At 64.6% G+C, this 15,791-nt stretch carries 12 protein-coding genes and 1 pseudogene; 4 read left to right on the forward strand and 9 right to left on the reverse strand.

Going from position 1 to position 15,791, the window contains the following annotated elements; all coding sequences use genetic code 11:
* Nucleotides 1-14: 14 nt before the first annotated feature.
* From ACMFWR_RS18125 to ACMFWR_RS18140, 4 genes are all read right to left on the reverse strand, one after another.
* A complete protein-coding gene (locus tag ACMFWR_RS18125) occupies nt 15-2,039 on the reverse strand; it encodes a type IV pilus secretin PilQ (protein ID WP_413192965.1) in 2,025 nt (674 codons plus the stop codon).
* Between the two features lie 139 nt (nt 2,040-2,178).
* Entirely contained in the window at nt 2,179-3,237 is a 1,059-nt protein-coding gene (locus ACMFWR_RS18130; protein WP_413192966.1) for a hypothetical protein, read from the reverse strand.
* Nucleotides 3,230-3,850: a hypothetical protein gene (locus ACMFWR_RS18135; protein ID WP_413192967.1), complete on the reverse strand. Its 621-nt coding sequence runs from the start codon at nt 3,848-3,850 to the stop codon at nt 3,230-3,232. The genes ACMFWR_RS18130 and ACMFWR_RS18135 overlap by 8 nt, the downstream gene beginning before the upstream one ends.
* A complete protein-coding gene (locus ACMFWR_RS18140) occupies nt 3,847-4,944 on the reverse strand; it encodes a hypothetical protein (RefSeq protein ID WP_413192968.1) in 1,098 nt (365 codons plus the stop codon). Before ACMFWR_RS18140 ends, ACMFWR_RS18135 begins: the two co-directional genes overlap by 4 nt.
* A 267-nt stretch (nt 4,945-5,211) precedes the next feature.
* On the opposite strand from ACMFWR_RS18140, the gene ACMFWR_RS18145 reads away from it, so the two are divergent.
* On the forward strand, nt 5,212-8,172 hold the full coding sequence (locus tag ACMFWR_RS18145) for a penicillin-binding protein 1A (protein WP_413192969.1): 2,961 nt from the start codon (nt 5,212-5,214) through the stop codon (nt 8,170-8,172).
* Between the two features lie 32 nt (nt 8,173-8,204).
* On the opposite strand, the gene cyaY is transcribed toward ACMFWR_RS18145, so the two are convergent.
* Nucleotides 8,205-8,525: an iron donor protein CyaY gene (gene cyaY, locus ACMFWR_RS18150; RefSeq protein ID WP_413192970.1), complete on the reverse strand. Its 321-nt coding sequence runs from the start codon at nt 8,523-8,525 to the stop codon at nt 8,205-8,207.
* A gap of 36 nt (nt 8,526-8,561) precedes the next feature.
* Here cyaY and ACMFWR_RS18155 point away from each other — a divergent pair.
* The 3 genes and pseudogenes from ACMFWR_RS18155 to lysA all read left to right on the forward strand — a co-directional run.
* Nucleotides 8,562-8,630: pseudogene (locus tag ACMFWR_RS18155) on the forward strand (hypothetical protein); the annotation flags it as partial.
* Between the two features lie 24 nt (nt 8,631-8,654).
* Nucleotides 8,655-8,852: a hypothetical protein gene (locus ACMFWR_RS18160; protein ID WP_413194969.1), complete on the forward strand. Its 198-nt coding sequence runs from the start codon at nt 8,655-8,657 to the stop codon at nt 8,850-8,852.
* A gap of 9 nt (nt 8,853-8,861) precedes the next feature.
* Nucleotides 8,862-10,121, forward strand: a complete 1,260-nt coding sequence (lysA, locus tag ACMFWR_RS18165; protein WP_413192971.1) for a diaminopimelate decarboxylase — start codon at nt 8,862-8,864, stop codon at nt 10,119-10,121.
* Between the two features lie 60 nt (nt 10,122-10,181).
* Here the strand turns inward: lysA and msrQ are convergent, their stop codons facing one another.
* The 4 genes from msrQ to ACMFWR_RS18185 all read right to left on the reverse strand — a co-directional run bounded on the left by msrQ (nt 10,182) and on the right by ACMFWR_RS18185 (nt 15,569).
* Complete coding sequence (gene msrQ, locus ACMFWR_RS18170; protein ID WP_413192972.1) at nt 10,182-10,916, reverse strand: protein-methionine-sulfoxide reductase heme-binding subunit MsrQ; 735 nt, start codon at nt 10,914-10,916, stop codon at nt 10,182-10,184.
* A 37-nt stretch (nt 10,917-10,953) separates the two neighbouring features.
* Nucleotides 10,954-11,931, reverse strand: coding sequence for a protein-methionine-sulfoxide reductase catalytic subunit MsrP (gene msrP, locus ACMFWR_RS18175; protein ID WP_413192973.1), 978 nt, complete (start codon nt 11,929-11,931; stop codon nt 10,954-10,956).
* A 225-nt stretch (nt 11,932-12,156) separates the two neighbouring features.
* A complete protein-coding gene (gene ccsB / locus ACMFWR_RS18180; RefSeq protein ID WP_413192974.1) occupies nt 12,157-13,401 on the reverse strand; it encodes a c-type cytochrome biogenesis protein CcsB in 1,245 nt (414 codons plus the stop codon).
* Between the two features lie 5 nt (nt 13,402-13,406).
* Entirely contained in the window at nt 13,407-15,569 is a 2,163-nt protein-coding gene (locus tag ACMFWR_RS18185) for a cytochrome c biogenesis protein ResB (RefSeq protein WP_413192975.1), read from the reverse strand.
* Between the last annotated feature and the right edge of the window lie 222 nt (nt 15,570-15,791).

The raw sequence follows: 15,791 nt of genomic DNA on the forward strand, positions 1-15,791 counted from the left end.
CTCGCAAATTACATTCAAGTCGGCGGAATTAAAGAGGAAACCGCCGGTTTTGTCGAGTGCGCGCCGTCCGGACGCCACATTGGCAGCGCGGCCGGCACATGCCCGACGCCCGCCTGCGGCGGCCCAGCGACGACATTCGGGGTGATAAAAACGATCAATTCGCTTTTCGTACGGCTCGCCGCATGCCGTCGAAACAACGCGCCGATCACCGGCAGCGAACCCAGGCCCGGCACCGCGACCACGTCGTCGCGCTCGTCCTGAATGTAGATGCCGCCGATCGCCACCGTACCGCCATTCTCCACCTGAACCTGCGTGCGGACGTGCTTGGTGTTGATCGCCGGGCCGGACTGCGTGTACGCGCCGACCGTGTCCTTGGTGATATCGAGTTCGAGCATCACATGCCCGCTCGGCGTGATTTGTGGCGTCACCTCAAGCTTGAGACCCGCGCGGCGAAACTGTACGCCGGACTCGTTTTCACCGATCCTGGCCTGGTAGGGCAGCTCGGTACCCTGTTCGATCAAGGCCTTGACGCGATCGGCAGTGATCACACGCGGACTCGAGACGACGCGGCCGCGTCCATCCGCCTCGAGCGCGCTCAACTCGAGCGCGAGCACGCGTTGCGCCCCGACCGATAGCAGCGCAAGCCCGGCGCCGGCGGCCCCAAAACCGGCGAGCGAGCCGGCAGGGAGGCTATAGAGCGCCCCGATCGCCCCAGCGACCGCGGCCTGCGCCGGACTGGAGTCGTTCGCAATGCGCGATGCGCTCGCTTCTCCTGCTGCGGCCACGGCCGTCGTCTCCAGCGACTCCGTCAAAACGCCGCCAGCCGCGGCGGAAGCGCCCGTCGACCCGGAGGCCAGCGGAGACACTCGTCCCGCGTCCGTGTTGCCAAGCTCCGACGCAGATTCGCCTCCCGACGCGATGCGCGCACCGCCGGTGGTACGCGCTGGGGAGGACCGGCGTGACGAGGCCGGCGCATCCGTAGAGTGTGCAGCGCGCTGCGCCGAGCCGCGTTCGGCCGCCCGGCCGGATGCTGCGCCGGTTGAAGGGCCAGTTGAAGGGCCAGTTGAAGGGCCAGTTGAAGGGCCGGACGCAAACAAGACGGGAACGTCACCGTTCGCCGCGGCGCGCGCGGCATCGGCGACCGATGTACCGGCGCCAAGCAGCGACAGCCGCGCACCGAGATGCCTGCCGAAACCGTCTTCGGCTTCGACAATGCGCGCTTCGATCAGCACCTGCCGTGTCGGACGGTCGGCGCGTTCGATGACGGCACGGATACGCGGCAAGTTCGACGCCGTCTCACTCACAAACAGCTGGTTGGTCCGCACATCGGCGCTCGCCGCGCCGCGTCGGGACAGCAAACGGGCGTTGCCCGCCCCTGCGATCAACTGACGCGCGGCGTCCGCGCGCACGTAGTGCAGCTCATAGACTTCCGTGGTCAAGGGTTCCGCCAACGACAGATGCAGTTGCGAATCCGCGCGTCGCCGCTCGCGGCCCGCAAGTTGTTCGGCCGGCATCACCCACAGGATGGTGCCGTGACGTTGTGCCACGAGACCATACGCGTCGAGCAGCGCCTCGAAGGCCTGCCGCCAGCCAACGTCGCGCAAGTGCAGCGTCACGTTCGCGCGGATATCGTCGGCCACGACGATATTGACGTGAGCGAAATCGGCAAATGTCTTCAGGACTTGAGCGAGCGGCGCCGCATCGAAGTCGAGGCTCAAAATGCCCGGATCCGGAAGTCCCGCATCGTCGGCGACGCGCACCTCGACACGGCGCTCATCGAGCGGTTCGACGTGGTCGGGCAAAGGACCATACGTCGCCGGATGGCGGAACATCTGTGTGCCTTCCGGTAACGAATAGGGTGTGACTTCCGGTGTCGGAGTCGGAGTCGGAGTCGGAGTCGGTGTCGGTGTCAGCGACATGGACGGCGTCCCGGCCGGCAACGGTGCGAACGATGCCGATGCCGTCTCAGCCGGCAACGGTGCCAACGGGACCGACGGCTTCGACGGGATCGATACCCATTGTTCCTGCGCGGGTGGCATCTCATCTCCACGCACCGGCGCAGAGACACAGGTACTGGCGAGACACGCGCCCATAACGAATCCAGCGGTGGATCGACGCATGTGCGACATCCGCAGGACCGCACGCGCGGCGACACACGCAAGCCGACTTCGGGAAGCCTCAGGGATCATGGCGCGCGTGAGTTCTCGTGGTGAGGTCCTCGAGGTTCGAACCGCCTTCGTCAGACGCGGTGGCCACCTCAAACGGTGCGTTTACCGATCGGTCGGCTGCGATGCCTGGCGTTTGACCGACCATCAACGTCACCTCCCGTCCTTCCCCTCGAATTCTCCCCGCCAGCCGTCCAGCGAACCGCTCCGTGGAGTCGAACGGGCTGCGCCTGCTGTCGCGCTCATGCGCTGCCGTCACGGCGTTTGCGTTCTCTGCCGATGACATCGTGATGGTCGTGGGCGTCGCGGAGGTCGCGATAGCGATCCCGCGCGACTCGGTCGTCTCAATGGGTGCATCGGCCAGAACAAGCGCGTTGTCAGTCGGTCCCACACGCCCCGTCACGAAGCGTGGATCGAAGGTGAGATCCGCGACGATCGACACGCGGGAGCTCGCCGGCCCCGATGCCGTTTCTGTGCGTGCGGCAGGCGAAGTGAGTGGGTGTGTCACGCGCGCCCCATCGGTCGCCCGAGCGAGGGTCAAGCGTTCGAATGATGCGAAGCCTTCGAGCCGTTCGACGCGCTCCACCCAGTCCGCCACCGCCGCAAACTCGCCTTGCGCGGACACGGACACCGAAGAAACCACGCCATTTCTGTGCGAAGCGCTTTTCAACGGTGCGAGACGATCGATCTCGAGGCCCGTGCGCTCGGCGAGCGCGCCTATTTGCGCGATTCGTCGGCCTTCGACCTCTACATGCCCCGGCGAGGCCCGATCCGCCTCGGCACGCGACACGTGTGGACGAGATGAACCACGGTCTCCTCGATGTCCGTCCACCATTGCAGCCGCCGAACGCATGCGGCGATCGGACTCCGTCGTGCCGGATTCACCCGCCTGCGCCTTCGCAGCGTGTCTTCGGGCGTTTTCACCCTGGCCGCGTTCGGCGCCGATCTGCAGGGAAAAACTTGACGAGTGAAGGAGCCCCGTACCCCATGTCAGCACGCCGATGATCGCGCACGTTGACACTCGACGCGTGCGCGACCACCAGTGGAACGGAACGCGGAGGCGCTCAATCATGTCCGGCACCTGCTGCAAGCTCTGTATGCGCCGCGAATCTGACGTAGCTGGCGTGCCGCTCGATCGCATCGAGCGACACCGGTCCGCCGCGCAGTGCGTCACGCAGGACCTCCAGCCAGTGCGCGATATGGCGGGTCTCGCGAGCGTGCCCGTCGAACGCAATACGCGTCCCGTCGACCGTCAAGGCATCGAGAATCACTCCGGTGCGGGTCGCCGCTGCGCCGGCAACGGCATCGAGCACCTTGGCCACTCGGGACAATTGCGACTGGCCGCGCGGGATGAGTTCCGGGCTCCCCTGGCGCCCATCGACAAGCAAGGCAGCGGGTTCGCGCACACGGTCCGTCCGATCGGCAAGCGCTGCCGCCGGCACGATGTCGTCACCCTCGGCGCGACGCGCTTCCTCCCCCGCTGCACCCGCACCGCGAACCGGCGTCGACCGATGCATCACGACACCCTCTTCCGCGACGGCGTCCGGCTCATCCCACGCGTGCGCCGTGCCGAGCACTGCACCCACGAACGCCGCGAGGGCCCACTCGCAGACGATAGCGCGCCGGCGACGCCTGACGCGCCTCTCGCGATGTGGCAACAAGTTGTATAGCGGTTCGGCGGTCATGCGACACCTCTGAGCGCAAGGCCAAAGGCAACCACATACGCCGCGTCTTCAAGGGACGCGTCGTCCCGTTGCGGGTCCACCGCCGCGCAGCACAGGTGCGGATTGAATCGATCGACAATGCACCCCGTGAGCCGCGATATGACGTTCGACTCGAGCGAACCGCGTGCGGCCGTCGTGCAGTCTCCCGCAAGGACGGCGATGCGCGGCTTGCGGTCGCCTGCCCACGAGGCCACATTTCGCATGTCGAGGGCCGCCGGTCCTTCAAGCACTTTCTCCACCGCGTGCTCATGCACGCACCAGGTACGGGCATCGGCCGCATGCGTCCAGATCACGACGAACGTCGCTTCAACGGGACGGCGGACCTCCATCCAGAGACGGCACGCGCGCAGTGCGGCTTCTGCGTGACCGTCGACGACGCAGACCCTCAGGCCCGCCAACGCCGCCGTGGTGACGCGCGATTCGACGTGCTGCCGCGTCGCGGTGACGATCGTCGCGTGTTCAATGCCAACGACGGACGCAGACCGAAACCAGTCCACGCACAGTTGATCGCGGCCGATGGCCATCATCAGCTCGGCTTCGGCAAGCACGCGCTCCTCGAACGCATCCAGTCCGAAATCGGATCCCCGCCTCGCACGCCAGGCTCCGGGCTCGTCTGCCCTGTCGCGCCGCCGCATGAGCTCGGCGAGCGCGACAGAGCGGATCAGCACTGTCGACGGAGGCAGTCCGATCGCAAGGTGCGCTCCGGCCCAGCGGGATACGCCCTCAGGGCCACCGAACGCATCGACCAGCACGCGTGCGACCACATGAGGCTCGAGGATGTCGGCGCCCGACATGGCCGCCTCCGGCAGGGGCACCGTTGCCGCGTGAATCAGCCTCATCCACGACGGGGCATGCGGCGTGCTGGGGCCGTAGCCAAGCACGACCGCGCGGACGTGCGATGTGCCGATGTCGAGGCCTGCAATGTAGTTGCGAGGTGGACCGTTGAGCCAGTTGCGCATCCCCATCTCCCGGTAAGCCGCGCCATTCGATTGAGACGGCGCGACGGCCCGCTCGCGCCGCCCGACCGCTTTGCGGGTTGCGAAGACCGTCGACACCGATTGTGTCGATCAGGCAGGTGCGCGAACATTCAGCTGTTCGGCCAGCAGATGGCCAGCAGGCTTCAAAAGATGGCCGGTAGCCGTTCACTGGTAGCAGTTCGCTGGTGGCACTTCGCTGGTGGCCGGCGGCGGACGACGGCAGGTGAGCAGCCGGAGGGCTCACGGGGTACGCCTCTTCCTCCAGGACGCCGGAGAGCAGGAATTCGAGAAAGGGTTTTGTAAGGTCGCCGTTATAATCCCCCGGTTTCGCGCCTCAAGCCTGACATGGACGCTCACGACTCGCCCGATTCCCCACAACGTCAAAACCCATCGGAGCCCGCCGCTTCGACGTCGTACGCCGACGACCCGCCGCGCCGGGTCAACGGCGACGCATCCGCACCGTTCCCGCCAGCCGCACCGCTCGGACCGATCAGCTCAATCGCCCCGGTCGCAAGCGGCGCGTGGTCGCTCGCGCCGATGGCGAACGCAGGCGTCGAGGACGCGACGTCCTCGACCCGGGCGCGTAACACGGACACTGAAACGGGACCCAAGGACGCAGCGCCGTCATTCACGCGTGCGTCCGACGCCTCCGACACGTCCCGGCAGACCGACGCGCCTGCCGTGTCTGCCGTGTCGGGTAACGCGCCGCCGTCGCCGCCACCGGCAAGTCGTCCGCCGACGGACGCAACGAGCGGAGCACCCCACGACCAAGCACCTCCGCCGCCATCGAACTCACCCCCGCCCCCGCCTCCGCCGGCCGACACACCGGGCGGCGCCTCCGGCGACGAACCGCCTCCGCCGCCCAAAAAACGCAAACGCTCGTGGATCTCACGCATCCTCATCGGGCTCGCCGCACTGGCCATCGCAGCGATTGCGGTGCCGCTGCTCGCGGGCGCCTTCGCATTGATCGTGATGGCACCGAATCTGCCCTCGCTCGACGCGATCACCGCCTATCACCCCAAAGAGCCGCTGCGCATCTTCACGGCCGATCACGTGCAGATCGCGGAGTTTGGTGAAGAGCGCCGGCGCTTCATGCCGCTCAACCAGATCCCCGACGTCGTGAAGAAAGCCGTGCTCGCGATCGAAGACGCGCGGTATTACGAGCATGGCGGTGTCGACATACAGGGCGTGCTGCGGGCGGGCATCGCGAACTTCACGAAGGGCGAGAGCGCGCAGGGTGCGAGCACGATCACCATGCAGGTCGCGCGCAACTTCTTCCTGTCGAGCGAAAAGACTTACACGCGCAAGATCTACGAGATGTTGCTGGCGTACAAGATCGAGGCAGCGTTGAGCAAGGACCAGATCCTCGAGCTCTACATGAACCAGATCTACCTCGGGCAACGTGCTTATGGATTTGCGGCCGCATCGCGTGTCTATTTCGGCAAGGACCTCAAGGACGTGTCGCTGGCGCAAGCGGCGATGCTCGCCGGTCTGCCCAAGGCGCCGTCGGCCTACAACCCGATCGTCAACCCGAAGCGCGCCAAAGTCCGCCAGGAATACATCCTCAAACGCATGCTCGAGCTCGGCTTCATCACTCAGCCGCAGTACGACGATGCGATCCGCGAACCCATCCGGACCCGGGTCACACGCAGCAACCAGTACACGGTGCACGCCGAATACATTGCCGAAATGGTGCGCCAGCTGATGGTCGCGCAGTACCACGAAGAGGCGTATACGCTGGGCCTCGACGTCACGACAACGATCGACTCGGCCGACCAGCAGACCGCGTACGAAGCGGTGCGCCGCGGTGTCATGGACTACGAACGCCGCCATGGATATCGTGGCCCCGAGGCGTATATCAAGCTGCCCGCGACGGCCGGCGACGACACGTCGGAGCGCGATCAGGCGATCGACGACGCCCTCGACGCACACCCCGACAACGGTGAACTGATCGCGGGGGTGGTGCTCGCCGCGACGGCAAAGTCGCTGCAAGTCGCGCTCGGCGACGGTGTGATTGTCGAGATCACGGGCGAAGGGCTCAGGCCTGCGCAAGGCATGCTGACCGCCAAGGCCGGGACGCTACCCAAAATGCGGCCTGGTGCGGTCGTGCGTCTCGTGCAGAACGCCGACTCGAGCTATTCGATCACGCAGCTCCCGCAAGTCGAAGCCGCCTTGATCTCCGTCACGCCGCAGGACGGTGCGATCCGCGCGCTCGTGGGTGGCTTCGATTTCCACAAGAACAAGTTCAACCATGTAACGCAGGCCTGGCGCCAACCCGGATCGAGTTTCAAGCCGTTTATCTATTCGGCCTCGCTCGAAAAAGGCCTCGGCCCCGCCACGATCATCAACGACGCGCCGCTCTATTTCCCGCCGAATGGACCGGGACAGGAACCGTGGGCACCGAAGAACTACGCAGGCGGCTACGACGGTCCGATCACGATGCGTACTGCCCTGCAGAAGTCGAAGAACATGGTGTCGATCCGCATCCTGCAATACATCGGCCCGAAGTACGCTCAGAACTACATCACCCGTTTCGGCTTCGATGCCGAACGTCATCCGGCCTATCTGCCGATGGCGCTGGGCGCAGGGCTCGTCACACCGCTGCAGATGGCGACAGCCTATTCCGTGTTTGCGAACGGCGGCTATCGCGTGAATCCGTATCTGATCGCGGAAGTCAGCGATCAGCAGGGACATGTGGTGGCCTCGGCCAAGCCGCTCGTGGCCAGCATGAATGCGCCGCGTGCGATCGACCCGCGCAACGAGTATGTGATGACGAGCTTGCTCAAATCGGTCGCACAGCGCGGCACGGGTGCGCACAGCAACGTGCTGGGACGCACGGACCTCGGCGGCAAGACGGGCACGACCAACGACTCGCGCGACGCATGGTTCGCCGGTTTCCAGCACACCGTTGCGACCATCGCGTGGATCGGCTACGACCAGCCGCGCAGTCTTGGCGACAAGGAAACAGGGGGTGGTCTTGCCCTGCCGATCTGGATCGACTACATGAGGCACGCGCTCAAGGGCGTGCCGTCGTATCAATGGCCGATGCCGCCCGGCGTCGAAATGCTCGGCGACGAGGTCTACTACGATCAGTTCACGCCAGGTAACGGATTTGTCGCGACGATCGGTGTCGATGAAGCGACGCTGGCCGAAATGGCCAGCGGGGCGAGCGGCGCCAGCGGAGGCATCACAGCCGGCGAAGCCGCGCCGCCAGGTGCGTTCCCCGCTGCACCGCCGCCTCCACCGCCCGGATCAGTCAGCCCCGACGAGAAACAGGGCATCATGGATCTGTTCCGGCGGCACTGACATTTGGGCGCGTGCCGCGCGGATCGTGTCGGTCAAGGCGCCGCCAACTCGACGCTTTCGCCGGCCTGCCCGCTCGACAACGTCGACAGGGTCGCGAACAGTTCGCTTTCGTCCCGCGTATCGAGCCATTTCCCGTCGCGATAGCGATAGTGGAAGCCACCCGCCTTGGCCGCGACCCAGATCTCCTGCATGGCCGCCTGGAGATTCACGATGATCTTGGTGCCGGTCTCGAACTCGAGCGTCAGCACGTTGCCGCTGCGCTCGCATTCGATGTCGGCGCCGCTCGCGTCGACAGCCTGTTCGACCGCGTCGAGCGTGGCCTCTGCGAGCTCCAGGTATTCACTATCCGTCATGCTAAACTCCGCCGATTATTTGATCCGGGTTCCGACATGCGCGTCGTCTTTCGGTTGAGCGCGATTGTAGTCGCTTTCGCCGCCATCGCTGGGTCGCTGACTGCATGCGGCCAACGCGGAAGTCTGTATATGCCGCAGGTTCCGGCGTTGCCGGCTGCACGGGGCGCTTCCGCAGCCGACGAGACGGTCAGCCCGAGTACGGCGTCGGAAGCCTCCGCTGCTTCTGCCGCATCGTCAGCATCGTCCGCGGCAGGCAGCACGACGCCGTCGCAGGAACCGCCGCTGATCAAGCTCGCACCCGCTCCCGCTAATCCCAAGTCGAACTAATTGCCCACGATGGTCCGCCCCTTCGAATACGTCGATGGCGCGCTGCACGCCGAGAACGTGCCGCTCTCCACGCTCGCCGAGCAGTTCGGCACACCGCTCTATGTCTACTCGCGCGCCGCGCTTGAAGCGACGTATGGCGCCTATGCGAAAGCGTGCGAAGGACGTCGCGCAACGATCCACGTCGCGGTGAAGGCCAATAGCAACCTCGCCGTACTCAATGTGTTTGCACGCGCCGGCGCAGGCTTCGATATCGTGTCCGCCGGCGAACTGCTGCGTGCGCTCAAGGCTGGCGCGCGCGGTGAACGCATCGTGTTCTCGGGCGTCGGCAAGACCGCCGATGAAATGCGCTTCGCGCTTGAAGCGGGGGTCAAATGCTTCAACGTTGAATCGATCCCCGAACTCGACCGGCTCAATGCCGTTGCCGCGTCGCTCGGCAAGCGCGCACCGGTGTCGCTGCGCGTGAATCCGGATGTCGATGCGAAGACGCACCCGTACATCTCGACCGGACTCAAGTCGAACAAGTTTGGCGTGGCGTTCGACGACGCTCGCGCGACGTATCGCGCGGCGGCACAGATGAGCCACCTCGACGTCGTCGGCATCGATTGCCATATCGGCTCGCAAATTACCGAAATCAGCCCGTACCTCGACGCACTCGACAAGCTGCTCGACCTGGTCAGCCAGATCGAGGCCGACGGTGCAACGATTCACCATGTCGATGTAGGCGGGGGCCTCGGCATCCGCTATGACGACGAAACGCCGCCCGAGATTGGCGACCTGGTCAAGGCCGTGCTCGACCGCATCGCCGAGCGTGGCCACGGTCATCGGGAAGTGCTGTTCGAACCGGGTCGCTCGCTGGTGGGCAACGCGGGTGTGCTGCTCACGCGCATCGAATATCTGAAGCCCGGTGAAGCGAAGAATTTCGCGATCGTCGACGCGGCGATGAACGATCTGGCTCGTCCGGCGATGTACGAGGCGTATCACGCAATTGACCCGGTCAAGCCGCGCCAGGGACAAGCCACCGTCTATGACGTTGTCGGCCCGATCTGCGAAAGTGGCGACTGGCTCGGGCGCGATCGCACGCTGACCGTCGAGCCCGGCGATCTGCTCGCGATCCGTTCCGCCGGCGCGTACGGTTTCACGATGAGCTCGAACTACAACACCCGTCCGCGCGCCGCGGAGGTGATCGTCGACGGCAGCACGGTGCATATCGCACGCGAGCGCGAGACGCTCGACCAACTGCTCGCCAACGAGAAGATCCTGCCGGCCTGACCCCATGACCCGCGACGCGCGACCACGCGTGTCCCGCCGGGCCCTTCACCTTCTGCCGAACTACGCGCGTCGCACCGGGCCCTTCACCTTCTGCTGAGTGAAGCGCGCCCGGATCGCCCAGACAATCCGGAATGCAAGCAGCGCCGCAATGATCGACCCGTAAATCTCGGGAAGCTCGAGGTCGTGCTTGCCCGCCTTCATCCACCAGAAATGCAGGATCGCGAGGACGGCAATCGCGTAGATCGCGCGATGCAACGTCTGCCAGCGACGTCCGAGCTTGCGCACGGCCGCCTGAAACGAAGTCGCGGCAAGCGGAATCAGCAACACGAACGCGGCGAATCCGACCGTGATGAACGGACGCTTGAAGATGTCCTTGTAGATCGCGTGAAGGTCGAACCACTGATCGAACCAGAAGTACGTCGTGAAGTGCAGTACGCCGTAGAAGAACGCGAACAGGCCGAGCATGCGACGAAACCGCACGAGCTCGGCGCGGCCCGTCAGGCGGCGCAACGGCGTCACGGCCAGCGTGATGCAGAGGAAGACGAGCGTCCAGAGCCCCGTCGAGCGCGTGATGAATTCGATCGGATTCGCGCCGAGATGCCCGGTCACGCCGAACACGATCAGGCGCGCGAGCGGATACAGCGCCGCGATAAACACGAGCACTTTCGCGATGACGATCCGCCGCGGCGTCGCCGGTGCGCGGCGCGCCGGCGACGGTGTTCCGGCATGCGCACCCGATGCGGTGCCCGTGCCCGCCGCCCGCGTGACGCCCGCGCTTCCGGGTGTGTTCATCATCCTCTCCTCGCGCCGCGTCGTATCGCGCGCATCCACATCAATAGAACTTCTTGAGATCCATGCCCTGGTACAGCGAGGCAACCTGATCGCCATAGCCGTTGAACATCAGGGTGGGCCGCTTCGGCGAAAAGAATCCGTCGTCACCGATGCGCCGTTCAGTCGCCTGACTCCAGCGCGGATGGTCGACTTGCGGATTCACGTTCGAATAGAACCCGTATTCGTTCGGCGCGTACTTGTTCCAGCTGGTCGGCGGCTCTTTTTCGACAAAGCGGATCTTCACGATCGACTTGGCGCTCTTGAAGCCGTATTTCCAGGGCACGATGATGCGCACCGGTGCGCCGTCCTGCTTCGGCAGCACCTGGCCGTACAGGCCGACCGTGAGGAGCGTCAGCGGGTGCATCGCCTCGTCCATCCGGAGGCCTTCGCTATACGGCCAGTCGAGGATGTTCGACGACAGCCCGGGCATCTGCTTCGGATCGGCCAGCGAGATGAACTGGACATATTTCGCGTTGCCGGTCGGTTGCGCGCGCTTGATGATTTCCGCGAGCGAAAAACCGGTCCAGGGAATCACCATCGACCAGCCTTCCACGCAGCGCAGACGGTAGGTCCGCTCCTCGAGCGGCGCGAGCTTGAGCAGGTCGTCGATGGCGTACGTCTTCGGGTTGTGCACCTCGCCTTCGACCGACACGGTCCACGGCCGCGTCTGCAGCGAATGCGCGTTCTGCACGGGATCGCCTTTGTCGGTGCCGAACTCGTAAAAGTTGTTGTAGCTCGTGATGTCCTTGAGCGACGTCGGCTTGTCGGTCACCTGGAACTTCGGATTCGGCGTCGCTGCCAGTTTGGCGCTGTCGGCCGGCTCGTTCGCGGCGAATGCGCGCCGGCCGAACGCGAGGCCTGCCGCGCTGGCTCCCGCGGCAAGCAACAACTGCCGGCGGCGTTCGAAAACGCCGCGCGGGGTGATTTCGCTCGCCGGAATATCGCTACCGTCAAGGCGCGCGGAAGACTTGATCAACATGTTCAGATTTCCAGTGTCCGTTCGTTCATCGGCGCGCACCGTGTGTCTCGAAGCCGGATTCGGTGCACCTGGCCGTTTGTCGGGAATTCGACTCTGACCTTACACCGGCGGTTCGTGCCTTGTGCATGAAGAAAAACTAATAAAAAAGACAAAAGGCCGTCAGCGATATACGCGACGGCCTTTAAGTTTCACGGCGGAGAGAACGGCTCCCGCTTGGCGATTCGATTACAGCTTGCCGTAGCTATGCAAGCCCGACAGGAACATATTGACGCCCAGGAACGCGAAAGTCGTGACCAGCAGTCCCGTGAGCGCCCACCAAGCGGCGACCGAGCCGCGAAGGCCCTTCATCAGCCGCATATGCAGCCACGCCGCATAGTTGAGCCACACGATCAGCGCCCAGGTTTCCTTCGGGTCCCAGCTCCAGTAGCCGCCCCATGCCTGAGCCGCCCACAGTGCGCCGAGGATCGTCGCGATCGTGAAGAACGCAAAACCGACCGCGATCGACTTGTACATCACGTCGTCGAGCACTTCGAATGCCGGCAGCCGGTCGGCAAGCACGCCACGCTCCTTGAGCAGGTAGGCCACCGAGACCATCGCGCTCAATGCAAAGCTGCCGTAGCCGATAAAGTTGGCCGGCACGTGGATCTTCATCCACCAGCTCTGCAGCGCCGGCACGAGCGGCTGGATCTGCTGCGCGTCACGCGACACCGAATACCACATCAGGAAGCCGACAGCCGCGCTGATCACGAGCAGCACGAACGCGCCGAGCGCTCGCGTCGCGTAGTGTTGCTCGTAGTAGAGGTAGAACAGCGACGTGATCAGGCAGAACAGTACGAACACTTCATACAGGTTCGAAATCGGAATATGTCCGACGTCCGAGCCGATCAGATAGGACTCGTACCAGCGGACCATCAGGCCGACAAAGCCCATCAGCACAGCGGCCCACGTCAGGCGCGAGCCGATGCTTCCGCCCGACTCCGAGCGCGTGAGCATGCCGATCCAGTAGAAGACCGTGGCGATCACGAGCAGCGCGCTCATCCACAGGATGGCGGACTGGCTCGAGAGCAGGTACTTGAGGAAAAACGTCGTATCGGCGCGGCCAAGATCACCCTGATACAGCTGGATCGCGCCGATCGACAACGCCGCGATCAGCACCATCAGCAATCGCACGGGCTTCCAGCGCCAGCCGAGAACCGCGAAGGTGGGCACCGAGCAGACAAGCACGAGCTTGTCGTAATAGTTCATGTGCCCGCTGTAGCGGTGCAGCGCGAAACCCGCCCCTGCGACGAGCAGCAACGCGAACACCCAGTCGACGATGCTCAGGCTGGCGATGAACGATTTCTTGACCGGGCGCTGACGAAGGAGGGTCGGTGCGGCCTGACCATGCGCTGCACGAGCGGCCTGGCCGGCGTGGCTCGAAATCGAGCCGCGCTGCGCGGGTTGCGGCGAAGAGGAGTGACTGACTTCCATAACGTTCACTTGGTGGGGGGCGGCTCGACGGGAGACTCGTCGGACGCGCCAAGTTCGGCGCCGACCACCTGACGCAGGTCGGCGAATTCTTTCTCGAAATCGAGCGTGCGACGTGCTGTGGACATCGCCATCAGCACACCGGTTCCGGCAGGCGTCTCCTTGACCCAGAACCAGACCCGGCGTTCGCGCACGAAAAACATCGCAAAAACGCCAACCACCAGGAACAGGCTGCCAAGATACACGATTTTCGTGCCCGGGGCGCGCGAGACCTGGAACACCGACGCCTGGATCTGCTGGAACGAATCGAGCTGCAGGAAGACGGGTGCGCCGTAGAAAAAGCTATCCGACAGCGCGTTTATCGACGAACGTACGAAACGGCTGCTGTCGTCACCCGCGGCGGGTGCGGGTTCGCCGGCGTTGTGGCGCGCGATACGCCAGAGATCGAATACCGAGCCTTCGAGCATGCGCAGCAGCAAGTCAGCCGCCTTCGGCTGCTCGGCGCGCGGCACGGACTGATCGATAAATGCGGCGACCGCCGCAAAGCCGCCTTCGGCGCCCGCGACCGGCTTGCCGTCGGGTCCGTTGACCGGCGTCGCCCCCGCGAACAGATTCAGCACGCGATTCGCGCTTTCCTCGAGGTGATCGCGCAACGACGGGTTGGATGGGTCGGCCGCACGCGCGGCAAACGCCTGTGCCGCAGCCGCACGCATGCCCGGATCGGTCAGCGCCGAGCGCAGGAGCATCCACTCCTTCACCGAACCGCCCTCATCTGCAGGAATGCGCAGGTAGCGGAACGGATCGGCCTCGGTCGCGCGGACGCCGGCGAGGAACACGCGCTCACCGTCGATCGTCAGCGGCACCATGTAGTTGTTGTACTGACGCGCCTGACCGTCGCGCCCGCGGATCTTGTACTGGATCGACGGGCCGACGTTGTGCAGATCGACGGACTTCGACGTCTTCGCGCCAGAACCCAGGCGCGCATTGAGTTCCTGCTCGAGCGACTGGTGCGCGACACCCCGCGCGTCGGTCTTGCCCGACGCGTTGCTGATGTCCTCGACGTTGATCGCACGAAAATCGGTAAATTCGATCGTGTCGCCGTCCGGTCCGGGCAGCGCCGTATTGCTGCCGACCACGCCTTCGAGCGGCATCGGCTGGGTCGCGCCGCCGGTCATCGGCCACGCGCTGACCTTGAGCCTGGAGCCGCCGTCTTCGAAGCTCGACTGGTAGATCGACACGCCATCGTAAGTGAACGGCTCGTTCACTTCGACGCGCGCGGGCACGCGCTCGCCCGTCTTGTGATCGATGACCACGATATCGCTCGCGAAGAGCTTGGGCATGCCCGTCGAGTAGTAGTCGACGACGAATTTGTTCAGCTGGATCGAGAACGGCAGATCCTGGATCAGCGACCCATCGGGCTGATTCAGGATCGCGGTCGACACGTTTTCGCCTTCGGGCACCCACGCGTTGCCGCGGAAGGTGATGTTCGACGACGACAGACGGTGGTCGGGGCCGATCGTGCTGATCGCGCCGTTGCCGCGGATCGGAGACTTGCCGCCGGCCCACATCTGGAAGCGAATCGGCAGATTGCTGTCGAGCAGGCCGCCGATGCAGATGATGACGATCGCAAGGTGAGCCGAGATATAGCCGAGTTTGGTCAGCGCACCGCGCTTGGCAGTGATCAGCGTCGCGCCGTCAGCATCCTTGATCTTGAAACGATAGCCCTGCTCCGAGGCGAGCGCGGCCAGATGCGCCGCGACTTCGACGCGCGGCGCGGCGGTCGTGTACTCGGCCTTATGGTGAAACGCACGCAGGCTGCCTTCGCGGACCTTGTCCTTCCAGCTGCGCATGTCGGCGATCATCTTCGGCCCGTTGCGGATCACGCACAGCGAGATCGACACGACGAGGAAGATCATGATGAGCATGAACCACCACGCGCTGTAGACGGTATAGAGCCCGAGCGCGCGGAAGATATCGGCCCAGAACGGACCGAACTGGTTCACATAATTGGGGTACGGGTCGTCTTGCGTCAGCACCGTGCCGACGATGCTCGCAATGGCAAGCACGACCAGCAGGCTGATCGCAAACCGCATCGAGCTCAACAACTCGATCGCGCTGCGCCACACGCGGTGGCTCGTCCGGATCTCGTATCCGGAGGTGGTGACACTCATTACTACTCCAACACTCAAACAAAAAGGGTGGGCGCGCCGTAGTCCCGATCGGCGCGCTGCACCCTTTTATCTTTATGTTCATCGGTCGCCCCGGCCTGGATCCGGGGCGCTCTGCTGCAGGGCAGCATAACAGGCTCGTCGATTCAAGGCCCGGAGTCTACGCCTTGTTTTTGACGACGTCCTGCATGCCTGTGCCGATTTCATGCAGACGGCTTATGCAAC

This window comes from Pararobbsia alpina, assembly GCF_965118125.1.
GTDB lineage: Bacteria > Pseudomonadota > Gammaproteobacteria > Burkholderiales > Burkholderiaceae > Pararobbsia > Pararobbsia alpina_A.